This window comes from Cystobacter fuscus, from assembly GCF_002305875.1.
GTDB lineage: Bacteria > Myxococcota > Myxococcia > Myxococcales > Myxococcaceae > Cystobacter > Cystobacter fuscus_A.
On sequence record NZ_CP022098.1, the window covers coordinates 8,741,501 to 8,767,428 of the forward strand.

Genomic DNA, 25,928 nt, shown 5'->3' on the forward strand with positions numbered 1-25,928 from the left:
CTGTCTCCTCGCCCGGGGAGCAACCCCCGGGCCTTGAATGCTTGAAAACTGGATGACGTGGGACTTCCCGTAACGCCGCCGCCTCAGTTGCGCAGCGGCTTGCCCTTCTCGAGCATGTACTGCAGCCGGTCCTGCGTCTTCTCCTCGCCCGCGAGGCTCAGGAACGCCTCGAGCTCCAGCTCCAGGACGCGCTCCTCGGACAGGAGGACGGAGGGGCTGGTGTCTCCGCCGGTGATCACCCGGGCGAGCTTCTGGGCGATCTTCCGGTCGTGGGCGGACACCTGGCCGTTGAGCTCCATGTCGTAGAGCATCATGTCGATGGTGGCGTAGCCGCTAGGCCCGGGCAGGCGGAAGCGCGTGGGGCGCGGCGCGCGGAAGCCCGCGTTGGCCATGCCGATCACCCGCTGCTTGGCGTCCGACAGGAGGAAATCCCGGTTGGCGCTGATGCCGTCCGCCGCGGTCAGGAAGCCCATCTCGCGGGCTTCCTCGGCGCTCGTGCCCACCTTGGCGGTGCCGATGGTGAGGAACACCTTCTTGATGAAGGGGAAGGGATCGAAGTCCTTGTCCGCCGCGTACGCGCCCATCACGTTGCGCAGGAACATCATGGTGCCGCCACCGCCGGGGATGAGGCCCACGCCCACCTCGACGAGGCCCATGTACAGCTCGCTCGAGGCCTGGATGGCGTTGCCGCCCAGGGCCACCTCGGCGCCGCCGCCGAGCGTCAGGTTGAAGGGCGCCGTCACCACGGGCACCGGGCTGTAGCGCATGCGCTGGTTGGCCGTCTGGAGCGCGCCCGCCATCTTGCGCAGCGTCTCGAACTCGCCGGCCTTGGCCGCCCACAGCATGGAGAAGATGTTGGCGCCGGCGGAGAAGTTGCCGCCGTCGTTGCCCACCACCAGGCCGCGGAAGTTCTTCTCCGTCTCATCGAGCGCGGTGTTCATCATCTCGATGATGCCGTCGTCGATGGAGTTCATCTTCGAGTGGAACTCGAGCAGCGTCACGCCATCGCCCATGTCCCAGAGGCTGGCGCTGTCGTTGCCGGAGATCTTCTTGTTGCCGCGCTTGAGGTACTCCACGCGCAGGGTGCGCGGGTTCTGCGCCACGGTCTTCACGGACTTGCTGGGGATGTCCCAGTAGGTGTCCTTGCCGTTCTCCACGCCGTAGAAGGACGTGCGACCCGCGGCCAGCATCTCCTCCACCCACGCGGCGGGCTTGAGGCCCAGCTCCTTCATGCGCTCCACGCCCTGCTTCACGCCGAAGGCATCCCAGGTCTCGAAGGGCCCCAGGTCCCAGCCGAAGCCCCAGCGCATGGCGCCGTCCACGTTGACCACGTCGTCGGCGATCTCCGGAATGCGGCGGCTCGCGTAGGCGAGCGTGTCCAGCGTGACGCGCTCGGCGAACTTCGCCGCCTTGTCCTGGCCGCGCATCACCGTGGCCACGCGCTCGCGCACGTCCTCCACGTCCTTGGCCGCGCCCAGCGACTCGTAGCGCACCTTGCCCTGGGGCCGGTACTCGAACGTCTTCAGGTCCAGCGCGAGGATGTCCTTGCCGCCCGAGGCGCGATCCTTCTTGTAGAAGCCGCCGCCGGTCTTGTCGCCCAGCATCCCCTTCTCCACCATCTTCTTGAGGAAGTCGGGGGCGGCGAACACCTCGCGCTCTTCATCGTGCGCGAGCGTGTCGTAACAGTTCTTGGCCACGTGGCTGAAGGTGTCCAGGCCCACGATGTCCGCGGTGCGGAACACGGCCGACTTGGGGCGGCCCATGGCGGGGCCGAAGATCTTGTCCACCTCCTCGATGGACAGCTCCGCCTTCTGCATGTCCGCCAGCACCCGCATCATCCCGTAGGTGCCGATGCGGTTGGCGATGAAGTTGGTGGTGTCCTTGCCGTACACCACGCCCTTGCCGAGCACCTCCTCGCCGAACTGGTGGATCGTCTTCATCACCTCGGGCGACGTCTCCGGGCCCGCGACGAGCTCCAACAGCTTCATGTAGCGCACGGGGTTGAAGAAGTGCGTGACGAGGAAGCGCTTGCGGAACTCGGGGCCGCGGCCCTCCAGCATGCCCTTGATGGACAGGCCCGAGGTGTTGGAGCTGATGATGGCGTCCTTGCGCGCGTGCTGCTCCACCTTGGCGAACAGGGCCTGCTTGACGGCCAGGTCCTCCTTCACCACCTCGATGACCCAGTCGCACTCGGCGATGCGCCCGATGTCGTCCTCGAGGTTGCCGATCTCCAGCGCGCCCAGCGCCTGCTCGGTGGTGATGGGGCTGGGCTTCTGCTTGCGCAGGTTCGCCAGGGCGCCCAGGGTGAACTTGTTGCGAAACGCCTTGGAGGCCGTGTCCTCGCCGGGCGCCGCCTTGGGCGGCACGATGTCCAGGAGGAGAGCGCGAACACCCGAGTTGGCCAGGTGCGCGGCGATGCCACTGCCCATCACTCCCGCGCCCAGCACTGCCACTTTGCGGATCCGCATCGTCATCGAATGAGGCTCCCAATCAGGAAAAAGGAATGGCGGGAGACATCGCGCCGGTTGATTCAAAAGTCAATCGCCTGTTGAGGTCCCCTCTGTGGAGGCGTGGAGGGTAAGGTGCGCCCCATGGCCCGACGCGATCCGCACTCGTACAGCGATGACACCCAACCCGAGACCGAGCGCCTCACCTGGAAGGCGCGCGTGGACTTCCAGAGCCGGCAGCTTCATGCCGAGGCGACCCTCACGCTCAAGGAGGCGTCCGCGGGGCCGTTGGACCTGGACACCCGGGAGCTGGAGGTGGAGTCGGTGGTGGATGGAGAGGGCCGACCCCTGTCGTTTCTCGTGTCACCTGCGGAACCCATCCTGGGCAGCCGCCTGCGTGTGGAGCTGCGTCCGGGAGTGAAGCAACTGACGGTGCGCTACCGCACCTCGCCCGGAGCGAGCGCGCTGCAGTGGCTCACGCCCGCGCAGACGGCGGGAGGCCAGGCGCCGTACCTCTTCAGCCAGTGCCAGGCCATCCACGCGCGCTCGGTGGTGCCGCTGCAGGACACGCCGCGGCTGCGCATTCGCTACGAGGCGGAGCTCACCGTGCCCCGCGAGCTGAGGGCGGTGATGGCCGCGGGCTTCGTCGGGCGAGAGGAAAGGGGGGAGGAGGCGGTGGAGCGCTACGAGATGCCCCAGCCCATTCCGCCCTACCTGCTGGCGTTCGCGGTGGGACGACTCGCCTCCAAGGAGCTGGGGCCGCGCTCGCGCGTGTGGGCCGAGCCCGAGGTGATCGAGCGCGCCGCCGCCGAGTTCGAGGACGTGGACGCCATGCTGCGCGCGGCCGAGGCGCTCTTCGGCCCGTATGACTGGGAGCGGTTCGATCTGCTGACGATGCCGCCCTCGTTTCCCTACGGCGGCATGGAGAACCCGCGCCTGACCTTCCTCACCCCCACCCTGCTCGCCGGGGACAAGAGCCTGGTATCGGTGGTGGCGCACGAGCTGGCGCACTCGTGGACGGGCAACCTCGTCACCAACGCGTCCGCCGAGCACTTCTGGCTCAACGAGGGCTTCACCGTCTTCGCCGAGCGGCGCATCGTGGAGGCGCTCTACGGCAAGGACGTGGCGGCGCTGCACGCCACCCTGGGGCGGGGCTCGCTGGAGGAGACGATCCAGCACTTCAAGGAGCACCCGCAGCTCACGTGCCTGCGCACCCACCTGACGGGCGTGGATCCGGACGAGGCCTTCTCACTCGTGCCGTACGAGAAGGGCTACCTCTTCCTGCGCGCCCTGGAGGACGCGGTGGGCCGCGACGCCTTCGACGGCTTCCTGCGCGACTACCTCCAGGCGCACCGCTTCCAGGCGCTCACCACCGAGGAGTTCACCACCTTCGTGGAGCGGCGCCTGCCGGGCGCGCTGGCGAAGGTGGACGCCGAGGCCTACCTGAGCAAGCCGGGCATCCCCCCGGGCGCGCCCACGGCCCACTCCGAGCGGCTCGCGGCCCTGGCCCGCTTCACGGGACAGGTGCCCTCCACCGAGGACGTGAAGGACTGGACCCCGGCCGAGTGGCATCTCTACATCGATCGGTTGCCCGCGCGGACGCCGCACAAGACGCTGCGCGAGCTGGACGAGCGCTTCCACCTCACCCGGAGCGGCAACGCGGAGGTGCTGGTGGCGTGGCTGACGGTGGCGCTGCGCTCGGGCTGGGAGCCCGCCTGGGAGCGCGCCGCGGCCTTCCTCGGCGAGGTGGGCCGGATGAAGTACCTCAAGCCCCTCTATGGCGCGCTGGTGACGAGCCCCGAGGGCAAGGTGCGCGCGCGGCGGCTCTTCCAGGACTACGCCAAGCGCTATCACCCCATCGCCCGGGCGGCGGTCGAGTCCATTCTCCAGCGCGCCTGAATCGCGACGTCGGAAACCGAGCGTGTACATGCCGAGCCGCGCGCGGGACTGCAGGGTGGGTCGCGAGCAATTGGCCCACCTCATTCACCGTCTGAGCTGGTGAACAGTGACGCGTGGCTTTCTCCCCCCCCACGTCAACGCCCATTGGAAGACGCTTCATCGGGAGAGGGCTGCCGGAGCCAGGCATTCGCACGGAGCCGAAAACGTTTCCTACCTATCGCCATCTGACGGATGACGTTGTCGGTATACCGCCCGACCTATAGGGTGTACCGCGTCGGTCCGTAGATCAACGCGGACGGAACGGGTGGTCGGCGACCAGTCGGTGGGGGGAGATTGATCTGAACCTTTGTACAGCCCCCCCCCCCCCCCCCCCCCCCCCCCCCCTCCCAACGCCTTAACTACTTGATATTACTGGGGATTTTTCGCAAGGAAACCAAGGCATGGTTGGGAATGATGATACTCACCCCATGGGTAGCCGCGCGGCCAGACCCTCTCGTGTCGGTGATGGAGGGGGCATAAGGCTGTTGGCGTTGCTGAGCGCCGCGATGGTGGCTTGCACCAGTTGCGGCCATGCACGGCCGAGCCGGGACCTGAATGCCCGGACCTACGTCATTGATGAGGACGCGAGCAACGTTGGCATTGCACTCGGGACGGGGGGCTCCGGGTACGACTGCGATGACGAACTCAAGAAATGCTTCACCCGCTGCTGGGAGTCCACCAAGCAGCCCTACCCGCACGTCGAACACAACGAGTGGTACTACGAGCACTGCACGAGGGAGTGCCGCAAGCAATACATGCAGTGCGTCGACGAGAAGGAGAAGGAGGAAGCGGAGCGGGTGAAGAAACGCCCTCCGCTCGAGTTCTCCAGTTTCGACGAGGCGCGAAACTGGATTCGGGCGCACAAGACCGAGGTCGCATTCGGGACCGTCGTCATCGTCGCAGGCACCGCCTTCATTCTCGCCACTGGCGGAGGCGGCACACTGATTCTCGCCCCCCTCGTACTCTAGGCCCTCGCTCACAATGACCTATAACAAGAACTTCGATGCCGATGCTGTCCTCCGAACCATGGAGGCCATGAGCAAACACCACTCCAAGGGGACACCAGAGGACGAGGCACTTCGGACCTGTGCGGCCGCGCTGCTCTTCGTCCGCGACGAACTCAAACAACTCGGAGAGTTTCGCGAATTTTTTCGCAAAATCACAACCCCGGCAATCGATGGTGTCCAGGTCGCGCACACGTTCGCCTCGCGACAAGAGGCGGACGCGTGGCTCGCGAGTGGAACCGCGAAAGATGGTCAGCTCGTCAGGGTTGCCGGCCAGGGTTTCACGGTGGTGGACCATGGGCCGAAGGGGCTGAAACTCGTCCGAATACCGCTACCGGAAGAACTGCCACCTCACAAGCCAGGGCATTAGTCCATGACCTGCCGGTCCCCTCACCGCCCGTGCACCACATGTGCACGAGCGGGAGGACCGGCAAGTGACAACCCTTCAGAAGAGCAACGGAGCGCTGGGCGCGCTCCGAGCGGCTACCGCCACTGGTAGGCGCGCACCCAGTCGACTTCCATCGTCTGGGGCGTGTTGCGGATGAGGTCCGCCGTGGACTGCGGCACGCCGGGGTACGGGTAGGTGGCGCCATTGACGCCCTGCGGATAGCTGCCACCCACCGCCAGGTTGAGGATGATGTAGTACGGCTTGTCATACACCCAGTTGCCGTACCGGGTGACCTCCGACTTCGGCGTGGTCTTCACCAACACGTCGTCGATGTACCACTTGATGTCCGTGGGGGAGTACTCGGTGCGGTACACGTGCCAGTTGCTCACGGAGGAGTTCGGGTAGAAGCGGCTGTTGATGGGCGTGTTACCCGAGTAGCCGGGGCCATGCAGCGCGCCCGACGTCCAGTCGCTGTAGCCCACGTTCTCCAGGATGTCGAGCTCACCGCACGCGGGCCAACCCACCGTATTGATGTCATTGCCGAGCAACCAGAACGCCGGCCACAGCCCGGGACCCACCGGCAGCTTGATGCGCGCCTCGATGCGGCCGTGCGAGAACTCGCGCTTGCCCGCGCTCTCCAGACGGCCCGAGGTGTACGGGTAGCCATTGGTCGGCTTGTAGCGGGCGATGAGCTTGAGGGTGCCGTTGCTGACCTGCACGTTCTCCGACGAGGTCGTGTACTGCTGCTGCTCGTTGTTCACGTGGACGTCGGTGACATAGGCCCAGTTGGACGTGTTGATGCTGGTGCCGTCGAACTCGTCGCTCCAGATCTGCACCCAGTTGCCGCCCGGGTTGCCGCCACCGCCCACGGCGGCCCACGTGAAGGACTCCCAGCACCCGGCCGAGGCCGCGCGGCTGGCGACCAGCGGTCCCGCGGCGCCCTGGTTCAGATCCGAGGTCACGAACAGGCCATTGCTCCGGGCCTTCAGGCCGATGGAGCCATTGCCATAATCCACCCACTGGAAGTGCTCCCAGTCACCCGGGCTCGCGCGGTTGGCCACGAGCTTGCCGCCCAGGTTCGTGTCCGCCGACACGTACAGGCCCGTCTCGGCCACGCGCAGCGTGATGTAGCCGTTGCCCGCGTCGCCCACCTGGAACTGCTCCCAGCCCTCCGCGGCGGCACGGTCGGCCACCAGGGGCGCGTCCGCGCTGATGTTCTTGTCCGCCGACACGTACTTCTGGGTGGAGCACGCCTTGAGCCAGATCGTCTGGCCGATGGGCGCCGCCGCCAGCGGACGCGCCTGGGTTTCGGTGACCTGGTCAGCGGGCTCCTGCGCGGCGCCACCACAGGCTCCGGCGCCCAGCATCACGCCCCCCATCCCCACCATCAGCAACCCACGCATTCCCAGCGTCTTCCACGGTCTCGAGCTCATTGAAACTCCTCGCAGATGTCGGGCCTGGCTCCACCTCGGCGGCCAGGGCGGGCGCAAGGTGACTTATTGGAAAACCGAGGAAAACTTAAATGAATGATAATGTCCATGAGTGGACACTTTGGAGTTTTTCCCTCGGAAAACTGATTTTTTGACCCGGAACGCAGCCCTGGATTCTCTCGTTTCGCTGGTCCCGAGGTCGGCAGCCCGCCTGCTCCGGAAGCGCCCCGGAAAGGCCAGGGACGAGAGGAGGGAACACGTGGGGTTGTGAATGGGTGCGAACCGTCCCCGGCGCTCCGTTGCGCCTGACCTTCCAGCGCAAGCTGTTGCTCGCCTCCGCCGCGGTACTGCTGCCGGTGATGGTTTTACTGGGCGTGGATCTCGTCGAGGACGCGCGGATGACGCGCAAGACGCTCCTGGACGCCCAACGCCTCACGGCCCATGCCGTCGCCGTGCAGGTCACCGAGTCCTTCGAGGCGGCGATCGATCTGGGCTGGGCACTGGCCAATGATCCCCTCGTGCGCACACTCAACCCCGAGCTGCTGGATGCGCACCTGCTGAAGCTCACGGGGCACCACACCCGCTTCAGCTCGGTCGGGGTCTACGACGCCCGGGGCCACAACCGCGGCTGGGGGGATCCGGAGATGCCCGCCGAGCCCCGGCTCTGGATTGGAGACCGGCCCTTCTTCCAGAAGGTGATGGCCACCAACACGCCCGTCGTCTCGGAGGTGATCGAGCTGAAGCGGCCCGTGCGCACGGCGTTGATCGTCGCCGTGCCGATCCGCGACGCCCGGGGACAGCCCATCGGCGTGGTGGACGTGGTGATGGAGACCCACCTGCTGGCCCAACGCTATCTCTCCGCCCGACACCACTCCCAACAGGAGATCCTCCTGGTGGACCCCGCCGGCCGGCTGGCCTTCCACACCCACTCCCCCACCCTGTCGTTCGAGCACGGCCTGTCCTTCGCCTCGTTCCCCCCGCTGCACGCGGCGCTCGAGGGCCGCCCCGTGCGGATCGACCATGCCACGGACCCGCTCACCCAGGAGGACATCCTGGGGGCCTTCGTGCCCACGCCCCGCTATGGCTGGGCCGTGGGGGTGATGGCCTCGCGCGAGTCCGCGATGGCCCCGCTCACCCAGCGGCTGTACCTGAAGCTGGGCGCCGTCGTCGGCATCGCGATGTTCAGCGGCATGCTGGCCGTGGTGCTGTCGCGCCGCCAGACGCGGCCCGTGCGTCAGCTCCAGTCGCTCGCCCATGCCCTGGGCCAGGGGGACATGGCCCGGCGCGCCCACATCCAGACGGGCGACGAGATGGAGGAGCTCGGCGAGGCCTTCAACCAGATGGCCATCCACATCGCCCAACGCCAGCGCGAAGTGGACGCCCTGCGCGCCGAGGCCGAGGACCATGCCCGGCAACTCGCCGCCATCATCGCCAGCGTGCCGGATGCCATCCTCCTGGCCAGTCCGGACGGTCGGCTGTTCGACGCCAATCCCGCCGGACGGCGGCTGCTGGGCGTCACGGAGCACACCCAGCTGGAGGTGCTGCTGACCGACCACCTCCAGCGCTCGTGGATCCGCCACCCCGATGGTCGCCCCCTGACCCAGGAGGAGCTGCCCTTGAGTCGCGCGTTGCGGGGGGAGACCTTCTCGGACCTGGAGCTGCGCATGCGCTCGCTCACGGGCGAGGAGTACCTCGTGAGCGTCAACGGGGCGCCGGTGCGCGACGCCACCGGGCGGATCATCCTCGGCGAGGTCGTCCTCCACGACATCACCGAGCGCAAGAAGATCGAGGAGGAGCGGGCCCGGCTCCTGGCGCGAGAGCAGGCCCTGGCCCGTATCGGGCAGGCCCTGGTGCGAGAGGTGGAGCTCGAGCGCATCACCTCCGTGGCCAGCGAGCAGTGCCGCCAGGCGCTCGGCGCGGACGCCGTCGGGCTGTGGCTGGCGCACCCGGATCCCACCCGCTTCACCCGGGTGGCCGCCCATGGCTTCTCGTCGGCGAGCCGCGAGGACGTGGAGGAGCTGCCCCTGTGCGAGCTGCCACCCGGGACCATCCAGGACGAGGAGATCCAGCTCATCGACGCCCATGGCGGAGGAGACGTGTCCTTCCCGGGCCACGCACTGGCGAAGCGGGAAGGCTTCGCCAGCGTGGTGCTCATTCCCCTGCACTCGCGCGGACGGCTGGTGGGCGTCCTGGCCTGCTTCTCCCGGGAGCCGCTGGAGCTGTCCACGAGCGAGCGCGAGTTCCACACCACCGTGGGCCAGCTCGTCGCCGTGGCCATCGAGAAGGCCCGGCTGTTCCAGGAGGTGCGCGAGGCCCTGCGGCTGCGCGAGGAGTTCATGTCGGCGGCGGCCCACGAGCTGAAGACGCCGGTGACCACGCTCCAGACGTGGGCGGACATCCTCACCTGGAAGGAGCCGGGCTCCGAGCGCCAGCGCAAGGGGCTCGCCGCCATCTCCCGGGGGGCCCGGCGGCTGGGACGGCTCGTGGAGCACCTGTTCACGGCCCTGCGGATGGCACCGGGTCTGACGAAGCTGGAGCGGGACCGGGTGGACCTGCGCGCCCTGCTGGCCGAGCATGTCGCCAGCCTGTCGCGCAGCACGGATCACCCCATCCACCTCGTCGCCGAGGAGACGCCCATCATCGAGGCGGACCGCCAGCGCATGGGCGAGGTGCTGGCACACCTGCTGGAGAACGCCCTGCGCTACTCACCACCCGCCCGTCCCATCGAGGTCCGGCTGGGATGCGCGGGCAACGAGGCCGTGGTGTCGATCCACGACCACGGCCCCGGCATTCCCCTCGAGCGCCAGCCCCATGTCTTCGAGCCGCTCTACGAGCCCCTGCCCTCCGGGGCGCCGGGCTACGCGGGCATGGCCGGACTGGGGCTGCACCTGAGCGCGCGCATCATCGAGGCACATGGTGGCCGCATCTGGCTGGAGAGCGCCCCCGGCGAGGGCACCACGTTCTGCTTCAGCCTGCCGCTCCACGGAGTGGAGGGCACGCGGCACGCCAACGCCTGAGTTCCAGCACTCCCCGCGCGCGTGCGTTAGACATGGGGTGTCCATGTCCAGCCATCCCCCTCCCCTGGGCCGACTCCAGGTCCTCACCATCCTCTTCGTCGCCGTGATCCAGTTGCCCGCGGTGCTGTGGGCCTGCGGGGTCACCCACTCGCCCCTGCCAGCGCTGGGGGCGGTGCTGGTGTCCCTGCCCTATCTGCGTCACCTCCAGACGCCCTGGCAGTCCACGAGCCCCGCGCGCATGGCCTACCTGACGCTGGGCTGGTGGTCGGCGTGTCTTGTGTTCGGCGTGCTCCTGCTTCCCGCCACGCTGGCCATCCATGCGGGCCTGCCCCGCGCCTGGGTCTGGGGTGGGTGTGGCGTCATCGCGCTCGCCATGGGGGCGCACTCGGTGCTCGGCCGGCCCCGGCTGCGACGGCTCGTGGTGCGGGTGGAAGGACTCGCCCCCGAGTTGGACGGCTACCGCATCGGGCAGATCTCCGACGTGCACTGCGGCCCCTATGTCCCCGAGAGCCGCGTGGCCACCTGGGTCGCCCGCCTCAATGCCCTCGACGTCGACCTGATGTCCGTCACGGGAGACCTCATCACCCAGGGCTCCTCGCACGTCGAGGCGGTCTCCCGGGCGCTCGGCGGGCTGCGTGCCCGGGATGGCGTGTTCGCCTGCATGGGCAATCACGACTACTTCACGGATGGGGAGCGCTTCGTCCAGGCGCTGGAGCGGCAAGGCCTGACCGTGCTGCGCAACCGCGGCGTGGTGGTGAAACGGGGCAACGCGAGCCTGTACGTCGCGGGGGTGGACGACACCTGGACCTCGCGCCACGACCTGCGGCGGGCCCTCGCGGCGCGGCCGGACGGGGTGCCCACGGTGCTGCTCGCGCATGACCCCAACCTGTTTCCCCAGGCCCAGGCCCGCCAGATCGAGCTGACGCTCTCGGGCCACACCCACGGCGGGCAGCTCGCGGTGCCGGGCGTGCGCGGCCTGTCCCTGGCCCGGTTCATCAGCCGGTGGACGGCGGGGCTTTACCGGCAGGGCCGCTCGTGGCTGTACGTGAACCGCGGCGCGGGCACCACCGGGCCGCCGGTGCGGCTGGGCGCTCCGGCGGAGCTGGCCGTCATCACCCTGCGCCGGGCGTGAGCCCCTTCCTCCCGACTCCTCCCGTCGGATGAGGTGTGCCATCGTGCGCGCCGGGCATGCCCCTCGCGCCACGCGGGGGCACGGGCCCACGTCACGTCTGGAGAGCTCCACATGTCGGGATTGAAGAAGTACACGGGCGGCTGTCACTGCGGGAAGGTCGCGTACGAAGTGAGCGCGAACCTGGACAACGTCATCTCCTGCAACTGCAGCATCTGCCAGAAGCGGGGAATGCTGCTCACCTTCGTGCCCCCAGAGCAGTTCGTGCTCCAGAAGGGCGACGAGAAGGCGCTCACCGATTACCAGTTCAACAAGAAGGTCATCCACCACCTGTTCTGCCCGGAGTGCGGCGTGGAGTCGTTCGCCACGGGGAGCACGCCGGACGGAAAGAGGATGTATGCCATCAACGTGCGGTGCCTGGAGGACGTGGACCTCGCCGCCCTCAAGCCCCAGCCCGTCGACGGCCGGCGCTTCTAGCGCACTTCCCCCACCGGGGCGGGAAGCCCCTCCACCCGGCGCGGCGCGAGTTTCGTGGGGATCGGCTTCCCTCTGGAGCAGGGCTGGCGGCGAGTCCATTGAGGAACAGGACATCCGCCGCCCGTCGAAGGTCGGAAAGCTGGATCCTCACGGGGCCCTCACCAGCCACTGCTCTCCAGCAAGGCCGGCCGGAGCGAGCTCCCTCAGGGCCTTCAGGAGTTCGGCTTCAACCTCTGCAATGGAGTTACTCGGATTCCAGAGATGCTCAGCGTACTCCTACTGGATACCGCTGGGTGACCTGTAGGACGGATAGGTGTGTGCGCATGTCCTCCGTCTACCGCCTGGTTATACAGCAGTGCTTGTATTTCTTTCCACTCCCACACGGACACGGAGAGTTCCGGCCGGGTCGGTAGGATCTGGGCGTCGGGTCCGCGGCCTCTTCAGCCTTCAACAACTCCTCCATGACTGAATCGTACTTCCATGGAGCGTCGATGAACGCTACGCACTCGAAATACGAAGCGTTCTGCCGCAGGATGAGCCCGAAGCCTATTCCCCTGGTCGTTCTCTGCCGGTACTTATCCAGAGAGAGGCTAGACTGAACAGGCTCCTTCAGTAACTCGGGGACCAGGTCCACCGTCGAGACGATGGAGATCGTCAGGTCCTCCACGCGATGGGTAGCGCAACTGAAGAACCCAGGCCCAGGGGCTGGGGAGGCTTTGGCATGCAGGAAGGCATCTGCTAGTTCCTTCAACTCCCCGAAGGTCATGGACAGGATGCAGAATGCAACCCACCTGTCTTCTGGAGTGTCTCGCCGCCTCAGCTCCCCCAGGATCGCGCGCACCTCGGCTGGCACGTTGAGTTTGATGTTCGGCGGAGTCTCGACATGCCCTCGCTGGTAGGACATGGCCAAGTCGAACTGGTGCTGATAGCCCATGAGGGCCAGATAGGAGGACTCCCCCATCACCGACGTGAGCAGCGAGTCGACATGGATCAATCTCGACTCAAGATAGAATCCGAAATACTCCAGCTCGTCCCCGCGCAATACCGTCGACCGGCGCATTCCATCGATACGCCGATCTGCGTAGTGCGCGAACACCTCGGGCCCGGGACAAAAGCGGGTGATGGTCTCAAGGATCGCGACCGAGAGCGCCCATGGGTATTCACCTTCGCGGAACAGGCCCATGGGATGAAGCCGGTGAAGCATGGCGCTCAGTTGGCTGACGTCATGCTGAGAGACAGCCATCAAATAGATCCTCTTCATCCTGGAGGTATCTATCTCAACCGGATTTCGGGTTTCCCTCTCGATGAAGCGTGGACGCTCGGTGGACTGTACGTACTTCAGGGCGCGGAGTCCCTGTCCGAATGCATCCTCGATGGAGCTCCTCAAGTCGGAGCGCAGCCTCACCAGGTCTCCCAGCGCGGACTGTCGCCGGATCTGCTTGGCCTTCACCTCGATCAAGAACAGGAAGGGGGGCCAGTCGACGAGGACATCCAGCTCCGTGGTGCTCGCAGGATGGTCGGGGTCCGGATAGTCGAGCGTCGAGAAGATGGCGGACGGTGGGAACAGATTGCTCAGGCTATTCACGACCTGCTGCTGGATGGCATTGGCTTGGTGCTTCTGATATTTTTGGTAGAACTTTTCATCGGCTCTGGCGAGCGTCTCATATGCCGCCTGCAATTCGTCAAACGCACTCGTGACGTTGGCAAGCAGGAACCTGTCCTCCGAGAGCACGTAGAGGGGGTGTCTCGCAATTTCCTGGACATGTTTCATGAACCGCCGGGCTTCCTGCGTGCACCCGATCAGCCGTCCCAGGGCCAGCCATTCCTCGCGGGAGACGGCTAGGGCCGGGTCAATGGATGACATGGCCACGGGCAGCTCTCGAACGGCGGCCTGAGCCATAGCATCGAAGATGCGACACTGACTCTCGAATTGGCTGAGCTGCTGCTCCTGCGACGTGGCCTGCGAGGATCGCCCGACGGAGAGCACGGCCCTCAGGGCTCGTTCCTCCGTGCTTCCGATTGCCAAGACCAGCTCTACGGCACGTGACGGGCCTATCCCCGCCCTCCTCTTGAACCACTCCTCGAACCTGCCCTGGGTTGCCCGGATCTCCTCGGCGGTCTGCTCGGCATACGCCGAACCGCGCAGGTAGGTCGAGTGGAGCTTCATGTAGGCGGACAGTTCGAACGTATCGTCACCTTGCGGCTGTCCCTCAGGGACTGGCGTGTGGTCAATATTCGAGAGGCCCTCCGTCTTGGCGAGCGCATGGATTGACTCGAGGCATTCTTCGATTTGAATGCAGGAGGGCATGCCTTGCCGCGCCGACGCACTGAACTTCGGGTATAGCCAGTAGGCGAGCAGCTCAAGCGACAGGGGCTTTTCCGCCACGGTGAGGAGGGATTCTCCGTCCAGCGGGCGAATCCCCAGATGAAGGAAGCATGCTGTGAACAGCTGCTCCGCGTTGACCTGCGACGCGAGCTGTTCCAACTGCTCGATTGCCGTCTGCCGCTCCTTGGAGAACATGAGCGAAGCATAAGACGTATAGGGGCTTTGTTGAGGGAGGGCTGGTGCAGAGGGTCCGAGCAGGCCAGCAGGCAGGAGGCCCTCAGGGAGGGGTTCTTCCGCTCCCCGGCCCCATCCACACCTTGAGCCCCCGCACCTCATGCGCGCCCTGCTCCAGGGGGATGGTGCCCCTCCACAGCAGTAGCACGCGGCGCGCATCTGGCTCCAGGATGACTGTGTCCAGGCTCATCACCGGCTCGATGGGCCCGCCTTCCAGCGCCGCGCACACCCGCGGCCGCACTCCCGGAAGCTGGAATGTCAATCGCTCCTTGGGTGAGGCATTGACGAGGAGGACCGGCTCATTGCCCTGGAGGTAGCCCGGAGCCACCAGGCCCGGGGACGCGGCATTGAAGTAGCGCCGGTCGAAGTCCCTGGGCAGCAGCGGCTTGCGGCCCGACTCCCACGCCTTGTCGTAGGTGCCGGCGAGCGCGGCCCGGGGCTGCCAGTCCGGAGAGATGAAGCCGAACCCCACCGGGGGGACCCGCTGCCCAAACTGAATCAGGGGCCGGGCCGGGTCCTCAAGGTTGGGCAGCCGCAGCCCCTCCTCGTAGTGACGCGGACTGGCCCGGAAGCCCGCTCCCACCGGGTTGTGCGGCTCGAACTGCGGGTTCGCCGGAGCCGTGGCCGTCCGGTCACGTCCGCCGAAGGCCCGCTCATAGACGAGGGGCAACTTCTCGAAGGACAGCGGGCGCGTCATCGAGACCTGCCCCAGGCTCCGAACCCAGACCCGGTCCCCTACCACGCGGACCACCTTGCGCAGGGGGCCCACCCGGACCTCCACCTCCAACTCGGTGGTGTTCCGCGCGGGCGCATACGCGTGCCCGTTCAGGACCACGTCCGTGGCCAGCTTGGTGAAGGCTGTCTCGGGCTCGTACCGATAGCTCGACTGGCCCGGCTCCCCCCACGTCTCTCCCGTGAGGCTGACCGGCACGGGCGTGTCTGCCAGCTTCAGCCCGTCCTTCTCGAGCAGGTAGGTGGCCTTGACCACCACCACCACCAGCGGACGCAGTTCCTCGTCCGCCAGGGCGAGCGGCTCGACCGCGAAGGGCGTCTGGTTGTTGATGGCGAGTCCCACGCTTTCCTCGGCTCCCAAATCCCTCCTCGGAGGGCAGTTCCAGGCCGGAGACTATCAGTGCACGGCCCTGTTGGGCGGGCCGCCCGGGGGCCATGCCCTGGGGGGCCCGGGGCGCTATAATGGCGGTCATGGGGAAGAACTTCGTGGGCGTGAACAAGCTGTCCATTGTCAATGCCGACTCGGGCGGGACGACCATCGCGTTCCCGGACGTGTGCAAGACGCCCAGCCCGGCGGGCCCCGTACCCATCCCCTATCCGAACATCGCCCGCTCGGCTGACACCGACAAGGGCTCGAAGACGGTCACCGTGGAGGGCAAGCCCCTCTGCCTGAAGGACTCGAACTTCTCCACCAGCACCGGCGACGAGGCCGGCAGCGCGGGCGGCGTGGCCTCGGGGAAGACAAAGGGCAAGGCCGAGTTCGTCAACTACTCCTTCGACGTCTCCATCGAGGGCAAGAACGTGCCGCGCTCGTTCGACCTCATGCTCCACAACGACAAGAACACGCCGCCTTTTCCCGTGCTCCAGCCGCCCGTCATCGCCATGGACAAGCAGGACGAGAAGCTCAAGTGCCCCTGCTGCGGGGACCTGCAGTCCTGACGGAGCGCGCCCACCCCATGGCTCAGAACTCTCCCAGGCACCCCGCATCCTCCCAGCCCGGGGAGGAGGATCCCCCCATCCATGGCATGCGCGTCGGCTGGGTGGTGGGTGTGGACTCGGACGGCTCGGTCCGGGTCGACTTCGCGGGCAACCGGCACGGGCCGCTGCTGGCGCGCACCACCGTCCTGCTCGAGCCGGAGCAGTGGCGCCAAGCCGCGCGCGAGCGCCGGGAGGCGACGCTCTTCTTCGATGACGGCAGGCCCTCTCGCCCTGTCCTGACGGGCCTGCTCCAGCCCATGCCGCCCACGCCCCTGCTCGACGCCGTGCTGGCACAGCAGCTCCCCGAGGCGCCCCGGGAGGCCCAGGTCGACGGCCGGCGTGTCCTGCTGGAGGGGCGCGACGAGGTGGTGCTGCGGTGTGGCAAGGCCACCCTTGTTCTTCGCGCCGACGGCAGGGTCATCCTCCGTGGGGTGGAGGTCCTCACCGAGGCGGAAGGCGTCCACCGCATCCGCGGAGGGAAGGTGAAGATCAACTGACGCGGGCCGCTAAAGCCCCAACTGCTCGGGAAACGGCTCGGACGGGGCCTGGAAGGCCTCCGAAGGCATGAAGGGCAGACGCGGCCGCGCGGGGATCCCCCACAGTCCCGCCAGCCGGACCAACGCGAGACCCTCCACGAAGATGGAGGCCTCCGTCCGTGCGAAGTACGCATCGAGCGCGTCCTGGCGCCGGTCGGCCTCGATGCCCTCCTCCCACTCCCGGGTGAGCACCGACAGGGCATGCCAGAAGGCGTCGGCATCCTGGCGCATGAGCGCGGCGAGGGCGTCGAAGCGGGCGGAGGACCCCTCCAGGCAACGCTCGAAGGAGGCCAGCCGTGCCTCGTCCGGCTGCCGCTCCAGCAGCGGCCCGGAGAGCAAGTCGAAGTAGCGGAAGTCCTCCTCGGGCTCCATCTTCGGTGCCCAGGGGGTGTCCAGCTTCGCGCTAATACTGCGGGCCAGCGGCAGTTGGTTGAGCGCCAGCGCATCCAACAGGGGCTGTGCCCGGGACTTGCAGAGGTAGTACGTGTCCAGCCGGGGGTGGGCGGCGCGCTGGTCCAGCAGCCACTCGTAGAGGCGGGCGCTCTGGAAGAGCGAGTGCTGGAAGCCATCCACGTCCAGGTCGATCAGCAGCAGGCCGCAGCCGAGCTGGCGGGAGCGGGCACAGACGTCCAGCACGGTGGCGGCGTCCGGGCCGTCCTCGCGCAGCCGCTCCAGTCCGTCCTGGAGCTCTTCCTCGAGGTTCTCCAGCGTGATGTCCAACTCGAGCATGCCCATGAGGGCTCCTAGGGAAGGGTCTCGCCCATGGCGGCGACGCTGATGCCGGTGCAGTCGGCGGCCTTGAGCTTCTCCAGCAGGTCGGAGCGGATGAGGATGCGGTTCTTCAGCTCGCCGAGCCGGAAGAACAGGGCGTCCTTCGGCACCTTGTCCTCGTGCACGTACAGTTTGCTGAGGCTGGTGCTCACCACCTTCCGCTTGGTCGGGTAGAGGTTGTACTCGGAGCGGTCCCAGTCGAAGCAGTCGAAGCTCTGGAGGGCGTTGGCGATGAAGTAGGGCTCGGGGACCTTCTTGCGCTTGCGGTCCTTGAGGGTGAAGGGCAGGAACTCCACCTGCTCGGGCCCCAACCCCGCCTGCTCCAGGATGGCCCGGGCCTTTTCCGAGACCAGCACCACCTTGTGGATGTTGTCGATGAAGTCGGTGACCATGTCGCCGTCCTTCTTCGACAGGGTGAGCTCCAGCTTGGGGGGATACTTGTCCCCCAGCGCCATGCCCTCGTTCAGCATCCAGTAGTCGTCGAAGGCGTCATCGAGTTTCTCGATGACGCCCACACGGGGGTCACTGTTGATGACGAAGATGAAGTACTCGTGACGTGCCATATCCTGACCCTATCAGCTCACCCGGGCTTGACCTGGCCGATCTGCCTGCCTGGCTTCATGGTCTTGATCTGCTTGAGAATCTTCTCGGAGACGGAGTCGAGATCGACCGCCACGTCCTCGGTGTCCTCGCAGGCTTTCGTCCGCATTGCCTTGGTGAGCTTCTGCTTTGCGTCCGTCAGCCAGTCCCTCATGGATTTGGAATAGGCGGCGTGCTTCTTCAGCCCCCAGGGACAGTGCGCCGGCAGCTCGACAATCTTCGAGACGGAGGTCTCCTGCGGCAGCAGGACGATGTTGTTCGGGCCGTTGATGTTCCACTTCGAGGCACACAGGAGCTCGACGCGGCGCTTCGTCTTGTCGTCGTTGCCGCAGACGTACTCCTGGAGCGCGCCCTGCGGAATCAGGTGGTGGTAGTTGTGGTGGTATGGGTACCACGCCCCATAGCCCTCGGCGGGCCCGTTCTTCACCTTGAAGGTGGGCTCGCGGCGCCCCAAGTACTTCTTGGGGACGTGCTCGGCCGGGAGTGTGTAGTCGTAGTGCCAGCCCTTCTCGTTGAGGCTCAGCCACTTGATGGACCCGCCGAAGCGGCGCTCGAAGAGCTTGCGAAACGCCTCCCTCGCCTCGCTCGTCTTCCGGGCGGTCCGGGACTTGGCCTTCACCTCCTGCGAAATCTTCGAGGTGAGCTTGAGGTCACCGCGCCTGCGCTTGTCGCCCGAGACATCCAGGACGTAGCCCAGCGCCAGGGCGTTCTTGCGGTGGTCCTTGTTGTACATGTCCAGGCGGGAGCCGCTGACCTTGTAGCCGTTCATGGCGTAGTGGCAGGCCGTCGTCCCATAGCCGCCAGAGTGGCGCCAGATGCAGCCGGTCGTGTCATCCTGGTGGTACTGCGCTTTGAAGTCCCAGGAAACGTGCTTCTTCTTCCCCATCGCTACCTCCCGGGTACCGCCCGCTGGTACTCAGGCCCGGGAGAGCCGCGCGGCCGCGAGCTCTCCGGAGTCGGAGCTGGACCAGACGAGGGCCTGGTCTCCGTGAGCATACCCCCTGGCGAACCCCTGGAGCACGGCACATACCGAGATGAGTCCACTGGCCGCTCCGGTGTCCCCCAGGCACTCGGCCGGGGCGTGGAGGTGGGTCCGCTCCAGTGGGTGCGTCTCCCGGAGCACCGACTGCGCGAAGCCCCACTCCAGGGCACGCGCGTGTTCGCCGTTGACGTCGCCGTAGATGTCTCCCACCGGCGGGGCACCGGCGGGCCAAGCCTGGCGGACGGCCTGTGTCAGGGCGCGCCCGGACTCCGCGCCCCTGCGAGCCTCCCCCACCGTCCGCCCCATCCCCACTGCGGCCAGCGTGCCCAGCAGGGATGCGTTGCGCCGCGCCGCCTCGGTGCCAGTTTCCAGCAACACGGCGGCGGCTGCCTCGCCCGGCATCAGCCCCATGGGGTGCTCCGGCGTCTTCAGCCGCCTCCGGCTGGCGAGCCACTGGAGTGTGTCCTCATCCACCAGGCTGTCGATGCCCAGCACCAGGGTCCGCTGGAAACGCCTCTCCTGGAGGAACTGGGAGGCCTGCTGGAGGGCGAGCAGCCCCGAGGCATGGCCCGCTTGCAGCACCGAGACGTTCTGGACGGGGAGGGCCAGACCGCCGTGCCGTAGCAGCCGCGAGGGGAGTTGCTCGGCGATGAGCTCGTCCTGGAAGTCGAAGTCGTCCCGCCGGGTGGGCGACAGGCAGAGCAGTAGCGCCGTCTGCCGGAAGAAGGCGGTGTCGCCTCCGGAAAGCTCAGCCGAGCGCAGCAGGTCCTCCAGAGCGAGTGTCCCCAGCTTGATGAGCCGGGCCAGGCCGGTGAACCCGTCCACCAACCCCCGCAGGGGGTGGCCCGTGACCACGGCCGCGCCGGGCTCGTCCAGCCGGAGAACCTGGAAGCGCAGAGGCCGGGGCCGGACGATGCGCGCCCGGAGCGAGGCACATGACTCGACCGCTCCATGGCCGATAGCGCTCACCATCCCCATGCCCGTGAAGACGAGCGCGCTGGGCACCCGTGCGCGGGCCTGGGGGCGAGCCACCTGCTCGGAGCGCGGAGCGGAGGGCGGCGACGTCCAGCCCCGCATCAGCTCTCGGAACCGGCCGGCGGGCACCCGGCCCAGGGCGCCACGCATCCGCGCCAGCTCTCGCAGTTGCCGGGCCGCGAGGAGCCTGGTGTCGAGCTGGCACCGCCCCCCCGTGCGAATCGCCAGCTCCAGCGCCAGCACGGGTCGGCGGCGCATGGGACCATGCTCCAGGAACTCGAGGAGCCGCTCGGGACTCCACGGGTCGCCGCCCAGGTACCGCTCGGTGGGTTTGAAACGGGAGTGCGCCTCCTTCCACCACGCCTCGATGCGCCCGGCGTCCGGAGAGAGCAGGTCGCCCTCTGGTCCCCCATCCTCCTCATTCTCCACGGGAGGTAGGACGAACCCCTGCTCCAGCGGCAGGCCGGTGATGGCCGTGAAGGCCTCTGCGGCCACCCGGGCCAATGCCTCGTCCCTCAGCCAGGGCAGTAGTGCTTGGGCTGCCGCCAGTCTTCCACTGAAGCCGAGCGCCCAGAGGGCATCGCGCCGGGTCGCGGGGGCGTCAAGCCCCCGCAGCAGCGGCTCAAGTTCCTGCCCGGATGAGCCCAGCGCCCAGACCTCGGCCACGGGCTTCCACGACTCCGAGAGGGACGCGATGGACTGCTCGTACGCATGCCACGCCTCCGGCAGCCCGAGTATCAAGCCCGTCTCCAGGGCGGCGCCGCGTATCGCCGGGGCATCCGAGTGGAGCGCCTGCAGCAGGGAGGCCAGCTTGATCAGGGTGGGGAAGTGGCGGGCCGCGCGCAGGGCGGCACATGCGAGATCCGGGTCCTCGTCAGCCACGAGGTGGTCCAAGCTGCCAGGGGGAGGGTGCTGTCGGGCCACGAGGACGTCCAGGAGGGCGGCCCGGGCGGTGGGGCCGACGCGCTCGAAGGCGGCCAGCAGGTGAGGCGCCAAGCCTGGACGGGAGGAGAGGCGGAGCGCCTCTCGGAGCCCCTCGCGCTGGTGGGGCTCCCCCTCTTGCAGGACGTCCAGAATGGCCCCGCTCCAGTCTTCTTCCATGCCGAGGAGCGAGAGCCCTGCTGCGAAGGACTCCTCCCGGCTGTCCGCAGCCAGCCGGGGAAGCAGCAGGCGCCGGGCGACCTGGGGGCCTCCCAGCGCCAGCGCATCCACGTGAGCCAGCAGCCGCTCCTCCGGGCCACCCGCGACCTCCCGAGGCGTATAGAGGGGGGAGGAGAGGCTCTCTTCCCACCGATTGAGCAGGAAGGCGGCCTCGTCCAGGTGCTCCTCCGCGATGTCCCAGCGTAGAGGAGGCGGGTCAGTAGGGCGTGGCATGGCGGGTTGTATGTTAACGAATCGAATCTCCCAGGGACATGTCCCCATGTCCCCCACCGATTTTGAAGCCCGGGGATGAACGCCCGGCCTTCCCACCTCGAGGGCCCCGGCTCAGGCCGGGACGTTGTTGCGATCGAGGCGCATCCAGTGCCGGTGCTCGGCGATGGACTCGATGAACTTCGCGGTGAAGTGGTGGTGCCTGGCCCCCTTGGCGTCCGCGACGATGCCCGGCGCGGAGGAAGAGATGCCACCGGCCTCGAGCAGCTCACTGGCCTCGCGAGTGACGCCAATCGCCTTGCAGTGCCGGTAGGCCTCCTGGATGAACTGCATCGCGTCCGCGTCCTTCTTGAGCACCGCCACGCTCGCGGTGCCACCGGGCACGAAGACGGCGTCGTACTCGACCGAGGCCGTGGTGAGCGAGCTCTTGTCCACCATCACCGGCTGGCCATCCGAGCCCTTCACCGTGCCCAGGCGCTTGGCGATGACCACCACCTGGCCCCCCGCCTTCTCGACGGCCGCGCGCGTGGCCGACAAGTCCTCCGCGTCGAAACCATCCGCCACCAGCACGCCGACGAGCCGCGTGGGGATGGCGTCCTTCTTCGCGTCCTTCTTCATGTACTCGATGCTCAGCGCTGGGGACTTGTCGATCTTCCCCTTCTCCACGGCGCTCTTGGGCACGGGCAGGCCCAGTCCCTCGGCCACCTGCGTGACGAGCTCCTCGTCGATCTTCGCGAGGATCTGCTCCACGACGCGCGCGCGCACCTCCTTGCGCTCCACCTTGCCCAGCTCGAACAGGATGGCCGCGATGATGTGCTCCCGCTCGGGCTTGGACATGCTGCGGTAGAACATGCCCGCCTGGGTGAAGTGATCCTGGAACGACTCACCACGCGCGCGCAGCTTCTCCCCGTCCACCTTCTCCGGGAAGTGCCGGTAGCCGCCCTCGGCCGCGGAGCTCATGAACGGGCAGCCGCCCCCGAGCGAGTTGGGGAAGTAGTTGGCGCGGCCCTCGAGGATGGTGTGCCGCTTGAAACCATCCTGCTGGTTGTTGTGCACCGGCGCGAGCGGACGGTTGATGGGGATCTCGACGAAGTTGGGCCCGCCCAGCCGGGAGAGCTGCGTGTCGAGGTAGGAGAAGTTGCGCCCCTGCAGCAGCGGATCATCCGTGAAGTCGATGCCCGGCACGACGTTGGCGGTACAGAAGGCGACCTGCTCGGTCTCGGCGAAGAAGTTCGTCGGGTTGCGGTCGAGCACGAGCTTGCCGACACGGCGCACCGGGACGAGCTCCTCGGGGATGATCTTCGTCGAGTCGAGGATCTCGATGCCGAGCTTCGCCACGTCCTTCTCCTCGATGATCTGCAACCCCAGCTCCCACTCGGGGAAGTTGCCCTTCTCGATGTTCTCCCAGAGGTCGCGGCGGTGATAGTCCGAATCCTTGCCCCCGAGCTTCTGGCTCTCGTCCCATACGAGCGAGTGCACGCCGAGCTTCGGCTTCCAGTGGAACTTCACGAAGCGCGACACGCCCTTGTCGTTCACCAGGCGGAAGGTGTGGACGCCAAAGCCTTCCATCATGCGGTAGCTGCGCGGCAGGGCGCGATCGGACATGACCCACATGAGCATGTGGGCGCTCTCCGGCATGAGCGAGATGAAGTCCCAGAAGGAGTCATGCGCGGTGGCCGCCTGAGGCATCTCGTGGTGCGGCTCCGGCTTGGCCGCGTGGATGACGTCCGGGAACTTGATGGCATCCTGGATGAAGAAGACGGGGATGTTGTTGCCCACCAGATCCCAGTTGCCCTCCTCCGTGTAGAACTTCACGGCGAAGCCACGCACGTCCCGCGCCGTGTCCATGGAGCCGCGCGAGCCGGCCACGGTGGAGAAGCGCACGAAGACGGGCGTCTTCTTGGACGGATCCTGGAAGAGCTTCGCCTTGGTGAGATCGGCCAGCGACTCATAGGGCTGGAAGTAGCCGTGCGCGGCCGAGCCCCGGGCATGCACGACGCGCTCGGGGATGCGCTCGTGGTCGAAGCGCATGATCTTCTCGCGGAAGTGGAAGTCCTCGAGCAGGGTGGGGCCACGCGCGCCCACGCGCAGCGAGTTGTCGGTGTTCTCGATGGGAATCCCCTGGTCCGACGTCATCCGATGGCCCGTGGGATTCGAGCGATCCCTGGCGAGGGCCTCGTCCTTGCTGCGCGCGTCGATGCTCACTGTGTCCGGGGTCTTCTTGTGCAAGTGCGTCCTCCTGACGTCCCCTGCCCGGATAGGCATGGGCAGGAGGGGAGGCGAGCGCTTCACGGAAACCTCACCCGGGTGTGCCCATTGGAGAACGGACCTCGGGGCGGACCTGTCGCGTGGAAGGCATCGCCTGGTGACCGGGCAAGCGCCCGACGCCTACCGCCCCCCTGAAATAGAACGGGCCCGTCGCGGTAGCATGACGCCTCCCCATGCCCGCGCCCCGACTTCTCCCGCTCCTGCTGGCCACGGTCCTGCTGCCCTCACTCGCCAGCGCCTTCTCGGTGCCGAACCACGAGGCGCTGACGCGCGCCTCCGTCGACGCGGCGGTCGCATCGGACGGCCTGCCCGAGCTCGCGGCGCACCGCGCCATCGTGGTGGCGGGCAGCCGGGACGAGGACCTGAACCTGCACGTCAAGTGGACCGGGTGGAACCACTTCTTCCACCCGGGCCAGACGCTCGACATGGCCTTTCGCAAGGACTCCTCGGCGCGCGTGCGGGCCCTGTGGCAGGAGGCCGAGGAGGCCGCGAGCCACGGGGACCTCGAGCAGGCGTTCGGCCGCGTGGGGCACCTGGTGCATCACATCCAGGACATGGCGTCGCCACCGCACGTGGTGCCGGTGATGCACGGGCTGGCGGATCGCTTCGAGCAACGGGCCATCGCGCCGGAGACCCTGGCCCACGGGCCCCGGATCGACATCCCGCCGATGCCCGGCGACGAGGCGCAGCTCGCCCTGGCCGAGGAGACGCTGAAGCTGGTGCGCACGGGCGCGCTGCCGGTGGTGGACGGCAACATCCCCTGGAGCGCGTTCTGGGCCGAGCCCGCCCATGCCCGCCCTGGCGTGTTCGGCGGCTATGGCGAAGTGGGCAACGCCTTTGGCGCGACGCGGGTGCGATGGGAGGGGCGAGAGTGGAAGGTGGACCCCGCCGTGTACGAGGACTTCGTGAATGGGCGGGCGGAGGCGGCGATGGCCTACTCGCGCGCCTTCCTGGTGTGGGCGACGGAGCGGATCACCACCCTGGCCGGGGAACGCCAGCAGGTCATGCGCGCCCAATGGGCTCCCTCCCCCGCGCTCGCCCTGGAGGTGATGGGAGGAGCCCTCGCGTCCCCGCGAGGCGCCACGCCGGTGGCCGGCGCGCGGGCACTGCTTCCCCTGCCGTGGGCGATGGCCCTGTCGGCCAGCTATGCCCAGACGTTGAGCGCTCCGCTCCTGGCGGGCGGGGCCGGCTGCTGGTCGCTGTCCGTGCTGTCTCCGCCGCTGTGGGCGGCGCGGCTGGGCTACGCGAGGGGGTTCGATCTGCGCGCCATGGTGGGCGGAGGGCTGTCCTTCCTCGGCGGCGCGCCCCGTCCGGAACTTCCCGTGGGCCTGCGGCTGCACACCCAGTTGGGCACGCGGCTGTCACTCAGCGCGGAAGCCCAATACCGGCTCTTCTCTCCATCCCTGGGACCCTGGGCGAACGGTATCTCCTTCACCCTGGGCACTGGATTCACTTGGGGCGACACCTAGATCCTTGGCAAGCGGATGCCCACCATCAGATAGAGACGGCCACAGCCCCGTGAAGACCCCACACCCCAGACAACTCGTTTTCCTGAGCATGCTTCTGACCTTTGGCTTGACCGGCCACGCCGCGGATTCCGTCACGAACGCCTGCGGACAGAACCCGGCGTATTGCGCCGTGCTGACGGGCAAGGAAGCCGCCGTGCCCGCCACGAAGGGCGCGGCCGAGATTGCCTCCATCGCGGCCACCCTCCGCCTGCTGCCAACCGACATGAAAGCGCGAGTCGAACGGGAGTTGGTGGAATGCGCTGAGCGGGCGGATTTTCAGGTCAACATTCGTCGCTTCGCTGGCGATCAGCCATCGCGCGAGCAGTGCCAGGAGGTACTGCCCGGGTGGGATCCTTGCGGCAAGAAGGTAACCCGCGCCATGCAACTGGGCACCGAGAAGCACCAATTGGCCCTCCAGTGCATCCAGGAGCGATTCAACCGCCTGTTCCCTGGGCGTTTCAGCCTGGAGCAGCGCTATCGCTACGACAAGCAGACCAGAAGCACGAAACTCATCAGCCGAGAAGAAGCCCGCGTACTCCGGAAACAGGATTGTGGAGAGGAACTCAAGGGCACCCTCGTTCCCGATGTGGTCATCCACTCGGGCAACCCTCTTGAAGCCCTGGCCATCTACGACTTCAAGTTTCCTTGTCCTTCGACCAATCCTCCCTCTTGGAGCGAGTATCCCGAAGGGCATCCCCACTACCCTGAAAACCAAGGTAAAATGTACGAACAGGCATTGGGTGCAGCCGCATTCCGGGTGGCTCCCCGCTGGAGAGTCCGCTAATGCACCCACCTCCCAAGCTCAGAATCCACGTTC

19 protein-coding genes are annotated in these 25,928 nt (G+C 67.3%); 10 read left to right on the plus strand and 9 right to left on the minus strand.

Going from position 1 to position 25,928, the window contains the following annotated elements; translation table 11 throughout:
- Positions 1-83 precede the first annotated feature (83 nt).
- Positions 84-2,474 carry a 3-hydroxyacyl-CoA dehydrogenase/enoyl-CoA hydratase family protein gene (locus CYFUS_RS35235; RefSeq protein ID WP_095989214.1) on the minus strand — a complete coding sequence of 797 codons (2,391 nt, stop codon included), beginning with the start codon at positions 2,472-2,474 and terminating at the stop codon, positions 84-86.
- A 117-nt stretch (positions 2,475-2,591) separates the two neighbouring features.
- Between CYFUS_RS35235 and CYFUS_RS35240 the strand changes: the two genes are divergently transcribed.
- From CYFUS_RS35240 to CYFUS_RS35250, 3 genes are all read left to right on the plus strand, one after another.
- Positions 2,592-4,346, plus strand: a complete 1,755-nt coding sequence (locus CYFUS_RS35240; RefSeq protein WP_095989215.1) for a M1 family metallopeptidase — start codon at positions 2,592-2,594, stop codon at positions 4,344-4,346.
- A 440-nt stretch (positions 4,347-4,786) separates the two neighbouring features.
- Positions 4,787-5,353 (plus strand): hypothetical protein, encoded by a 567-nt coding sequence (locus tag CYFUS_RS53245; RefSeq protein WP_232536985.1) that lies wholly within the window; start codon positions 4,787-4,789, stop codon positions 5,351-5,353.
- 13 nt (positions 5,354-5,366) lie between these two features.
- Positions 5,367-5,759, plus strand: coding sequence for a hypothetical protein (locus CYFUS_RS35250; RefSeq protein WP_095989216.1), 393 nt, complete (start codon positions 5,367-5,369; stop codon positions 5,757-5,759).
- Between the two features lie 113 nt (positions 5,760-5,872).
- Here the strand turns inward: CYFUS_RS35250 and CYFUS_RS35255 are convergent, their stop codons facing one another.
- Positions 5,873-7,210, minus strand: a complete 1,338-nt coding sequence (locus CYFUS_RS35255) for a glycoside hydrolase family 16 protein (protein ID WP_095989217.1) — start codon at positions 7,208-7,210, stop codon at positions 5,873-5,875.
- A gap of 371 nt (positions 7,211-7,581) precedes the next feature.
- Here CYFUS_RS35255 and CYFUS_RS35260 point away from each other — a divergent pair, with 371 nt between their 5' ends.
- The 3 genes from CYFUS_RS35260 to CYFUS_RS35270 all read left to right on the plus strand — a co-directional run bounded on the left by CYFUS_RS35260 (position 7,582) and on the right by CYFUS_RS35270 (position 11,830).
- Entirely contained in the window at positions 7,582-10,224 is a 2,643-nt protein-coding gene (locus CYFUS_RS35260) for an ATP-binding protein (RefSeq protein WP_232536986.1), read from the plus strand.
- Between the two features lie 43 nt (positions 10,225-10,267).
- On the plus strand, positions 10,268-11,356 hold the full coding sequence (locus tag CYFUS_RS35265) for a metallophosphoesterase (RefSeq protein WP_157758846.1): 1,089 nt from the start codon (positions 10,268-10,270) through the stop codon (positions 11,354-11,356).
- Between the two features lie 111 nt (positions 11,357-11,467).
- Positions 11,468-11,830, plus strand: a complete 363-nt coding sequence (locus CYFUS_RS35270; protein ID WP_095989220.1) for a GFA family protein — start codon at positions 11,468-11,470, stop codon at positions 11,828-11,830.
- Between the two features lie 334 nt (positions 11,831-12,164).
- Here the strand turns inward: CYFUS_RS35270 and CYFUS_RS35275 are convergent, their stop codons facing one another.
- Together CYFUS_RS35275 and CYFUS_RS35280 are read right to left on the minus strand one after the other, a co-directional pair.
- Positions 12,165-14,351, minus strand: coding sequence for a YecA family protein (locus tag CYFUS_RS35275; protein WP_157758847.1), 2,187 nt, complete (start codon positions 14,349-14,351; stop codon positions 12,165-12,167).
- A gap of 82 nt (positions 14,352-14,433) precedes the next feature.
- Complete coding sequence (locus CYFUS_RS35280) at positions 14,434-15,465, minus strand: DUF2169 family type VI secretion system accessory protein (protein WP_095992424.1); 1,032 nt, start codon at positions 15,463-15,465, stop codon at positions 14,434-14,436.
- 128 nt (positions 15,466-15,593) lie between these two features.
- Between CYFUS_RS35280 and CYFUS_RS35285 the strand changes: the two genes are divergently transcribed.
- Positions 15,594-16,061, plus strand: coding sequence for a DUF4150 domain-containing protein (locus tag CYFUS_RS35285; protein WP_095992425.1), 468 nt, complete (start codon positions 15,594-15,596; stop codon positions 16,059-16,061).
- A 17-nt stretch (positions 16,062-16,078) separates the two neighbouring features.
- The gene (locus CYFUS_RS35290; RefSeq protein ID WP_095992426.1) at positions 16,079-16,597 is read left to right on the plus strand and encodes a DUF6484 domain-containing protein; all 519 of its coding nucleotides are present in this window, start codon (positions 16,079-16,081) and stop codon (positions 16,595-16,597) included.
- Positions 16,598-16,606: 9 nt separating this feature from the next.
- On the opposite strand, the gene CYFUS_RS35295 is transcribed toward CYFUS_RS35290, so the two are convergent.
- The 5 genes from CYFUS_RS35295 to CYFUS_RS35315 all read right to left on the minus strand — a co-directional run bounded on the left by CYFUS_RS35295 (position 16,607) and on the right by CYFUS_RS35315 (position 23,564).
- Entirely contained in the window at positions 16,607-17,371 is a 765-nt protein-coding gene (locus CYFUS_RS35295; protein WP_095989222.1) for an immunity 49 family protein, read from the minus strand.
- A gap of 8 nt (positions 17,372-17,379) precedes the next feature.
- On the minus strand, positions 17,380-17,970 hold the full coding sequence (locus CYFUS_RS35300) for an imm11 family protein (protein WP_095989223.1): 591 nt from the start codon (positions 17,968-17,970) through the stop codon (positions 17,380-17,382).
- Between the two features lie 17 nt (positions 17,971-17,987).
- Complete coding sequence (locus CYFUS_RS35305; protein ID WP_095989224.1) at positions 17,988-18,893, minus strand: AHH domain-containing protein; 906 nt, start codon at positions 18,891-18,893, stop codon at positions 17,988-17,990.
- Positions 18,894-18,923: 30 nt separating this feature from the next.
- A complete protein-coding gene (locus CYFUS_RS35310) occupies positions 18,924-21,338 on the minus strand; it encodes a TIGR02270 family protein (RefSeq protein WP_157758848.1) in 2,415 nt (804 codons plus the stop codon).
- Positions 21,339-21,449: 111 nt separating this feature from the next.
- Positions 21,450-23,564, minus strand: a complete 2,115-nt coding sequence (locus tag CYFUS_RS35315) for a catalase (protein WP_232536987.1) — start codon at positions 23,562-23,564, stop codon at positions 21,450-21,452.
- A gap of 212 nt (positions 23,565-23,776) precedes the next feature.
- Between CYFUS_RS35315 and CYFUS_RS35320 the strand changes: the two genes are divergently transcribed.
- Positions 23,777-25,072, plus strand: a complete 1,296-nt coding sequence (locus tag CYFUS_RS35320; RefSeq protein ID WP_095989226.1) for a hypothetical protein — start codon at positions 23,777-23,779, stop codon at positions 25,070-25,072.
- Between the two features lie 49 nt (positions 25,073-25,121).
- Entirely contained in the window at positions 25,122-25,895 is a 774-nt protein-coding gene (locus tag CYFUS_RS35325; protein ID WP_157758849.1) for a hypothetical protein, read from the plus strand.
- The last annotated feature ends 33 nt before the right edge of the window (positions 25,896-25,928 follow it).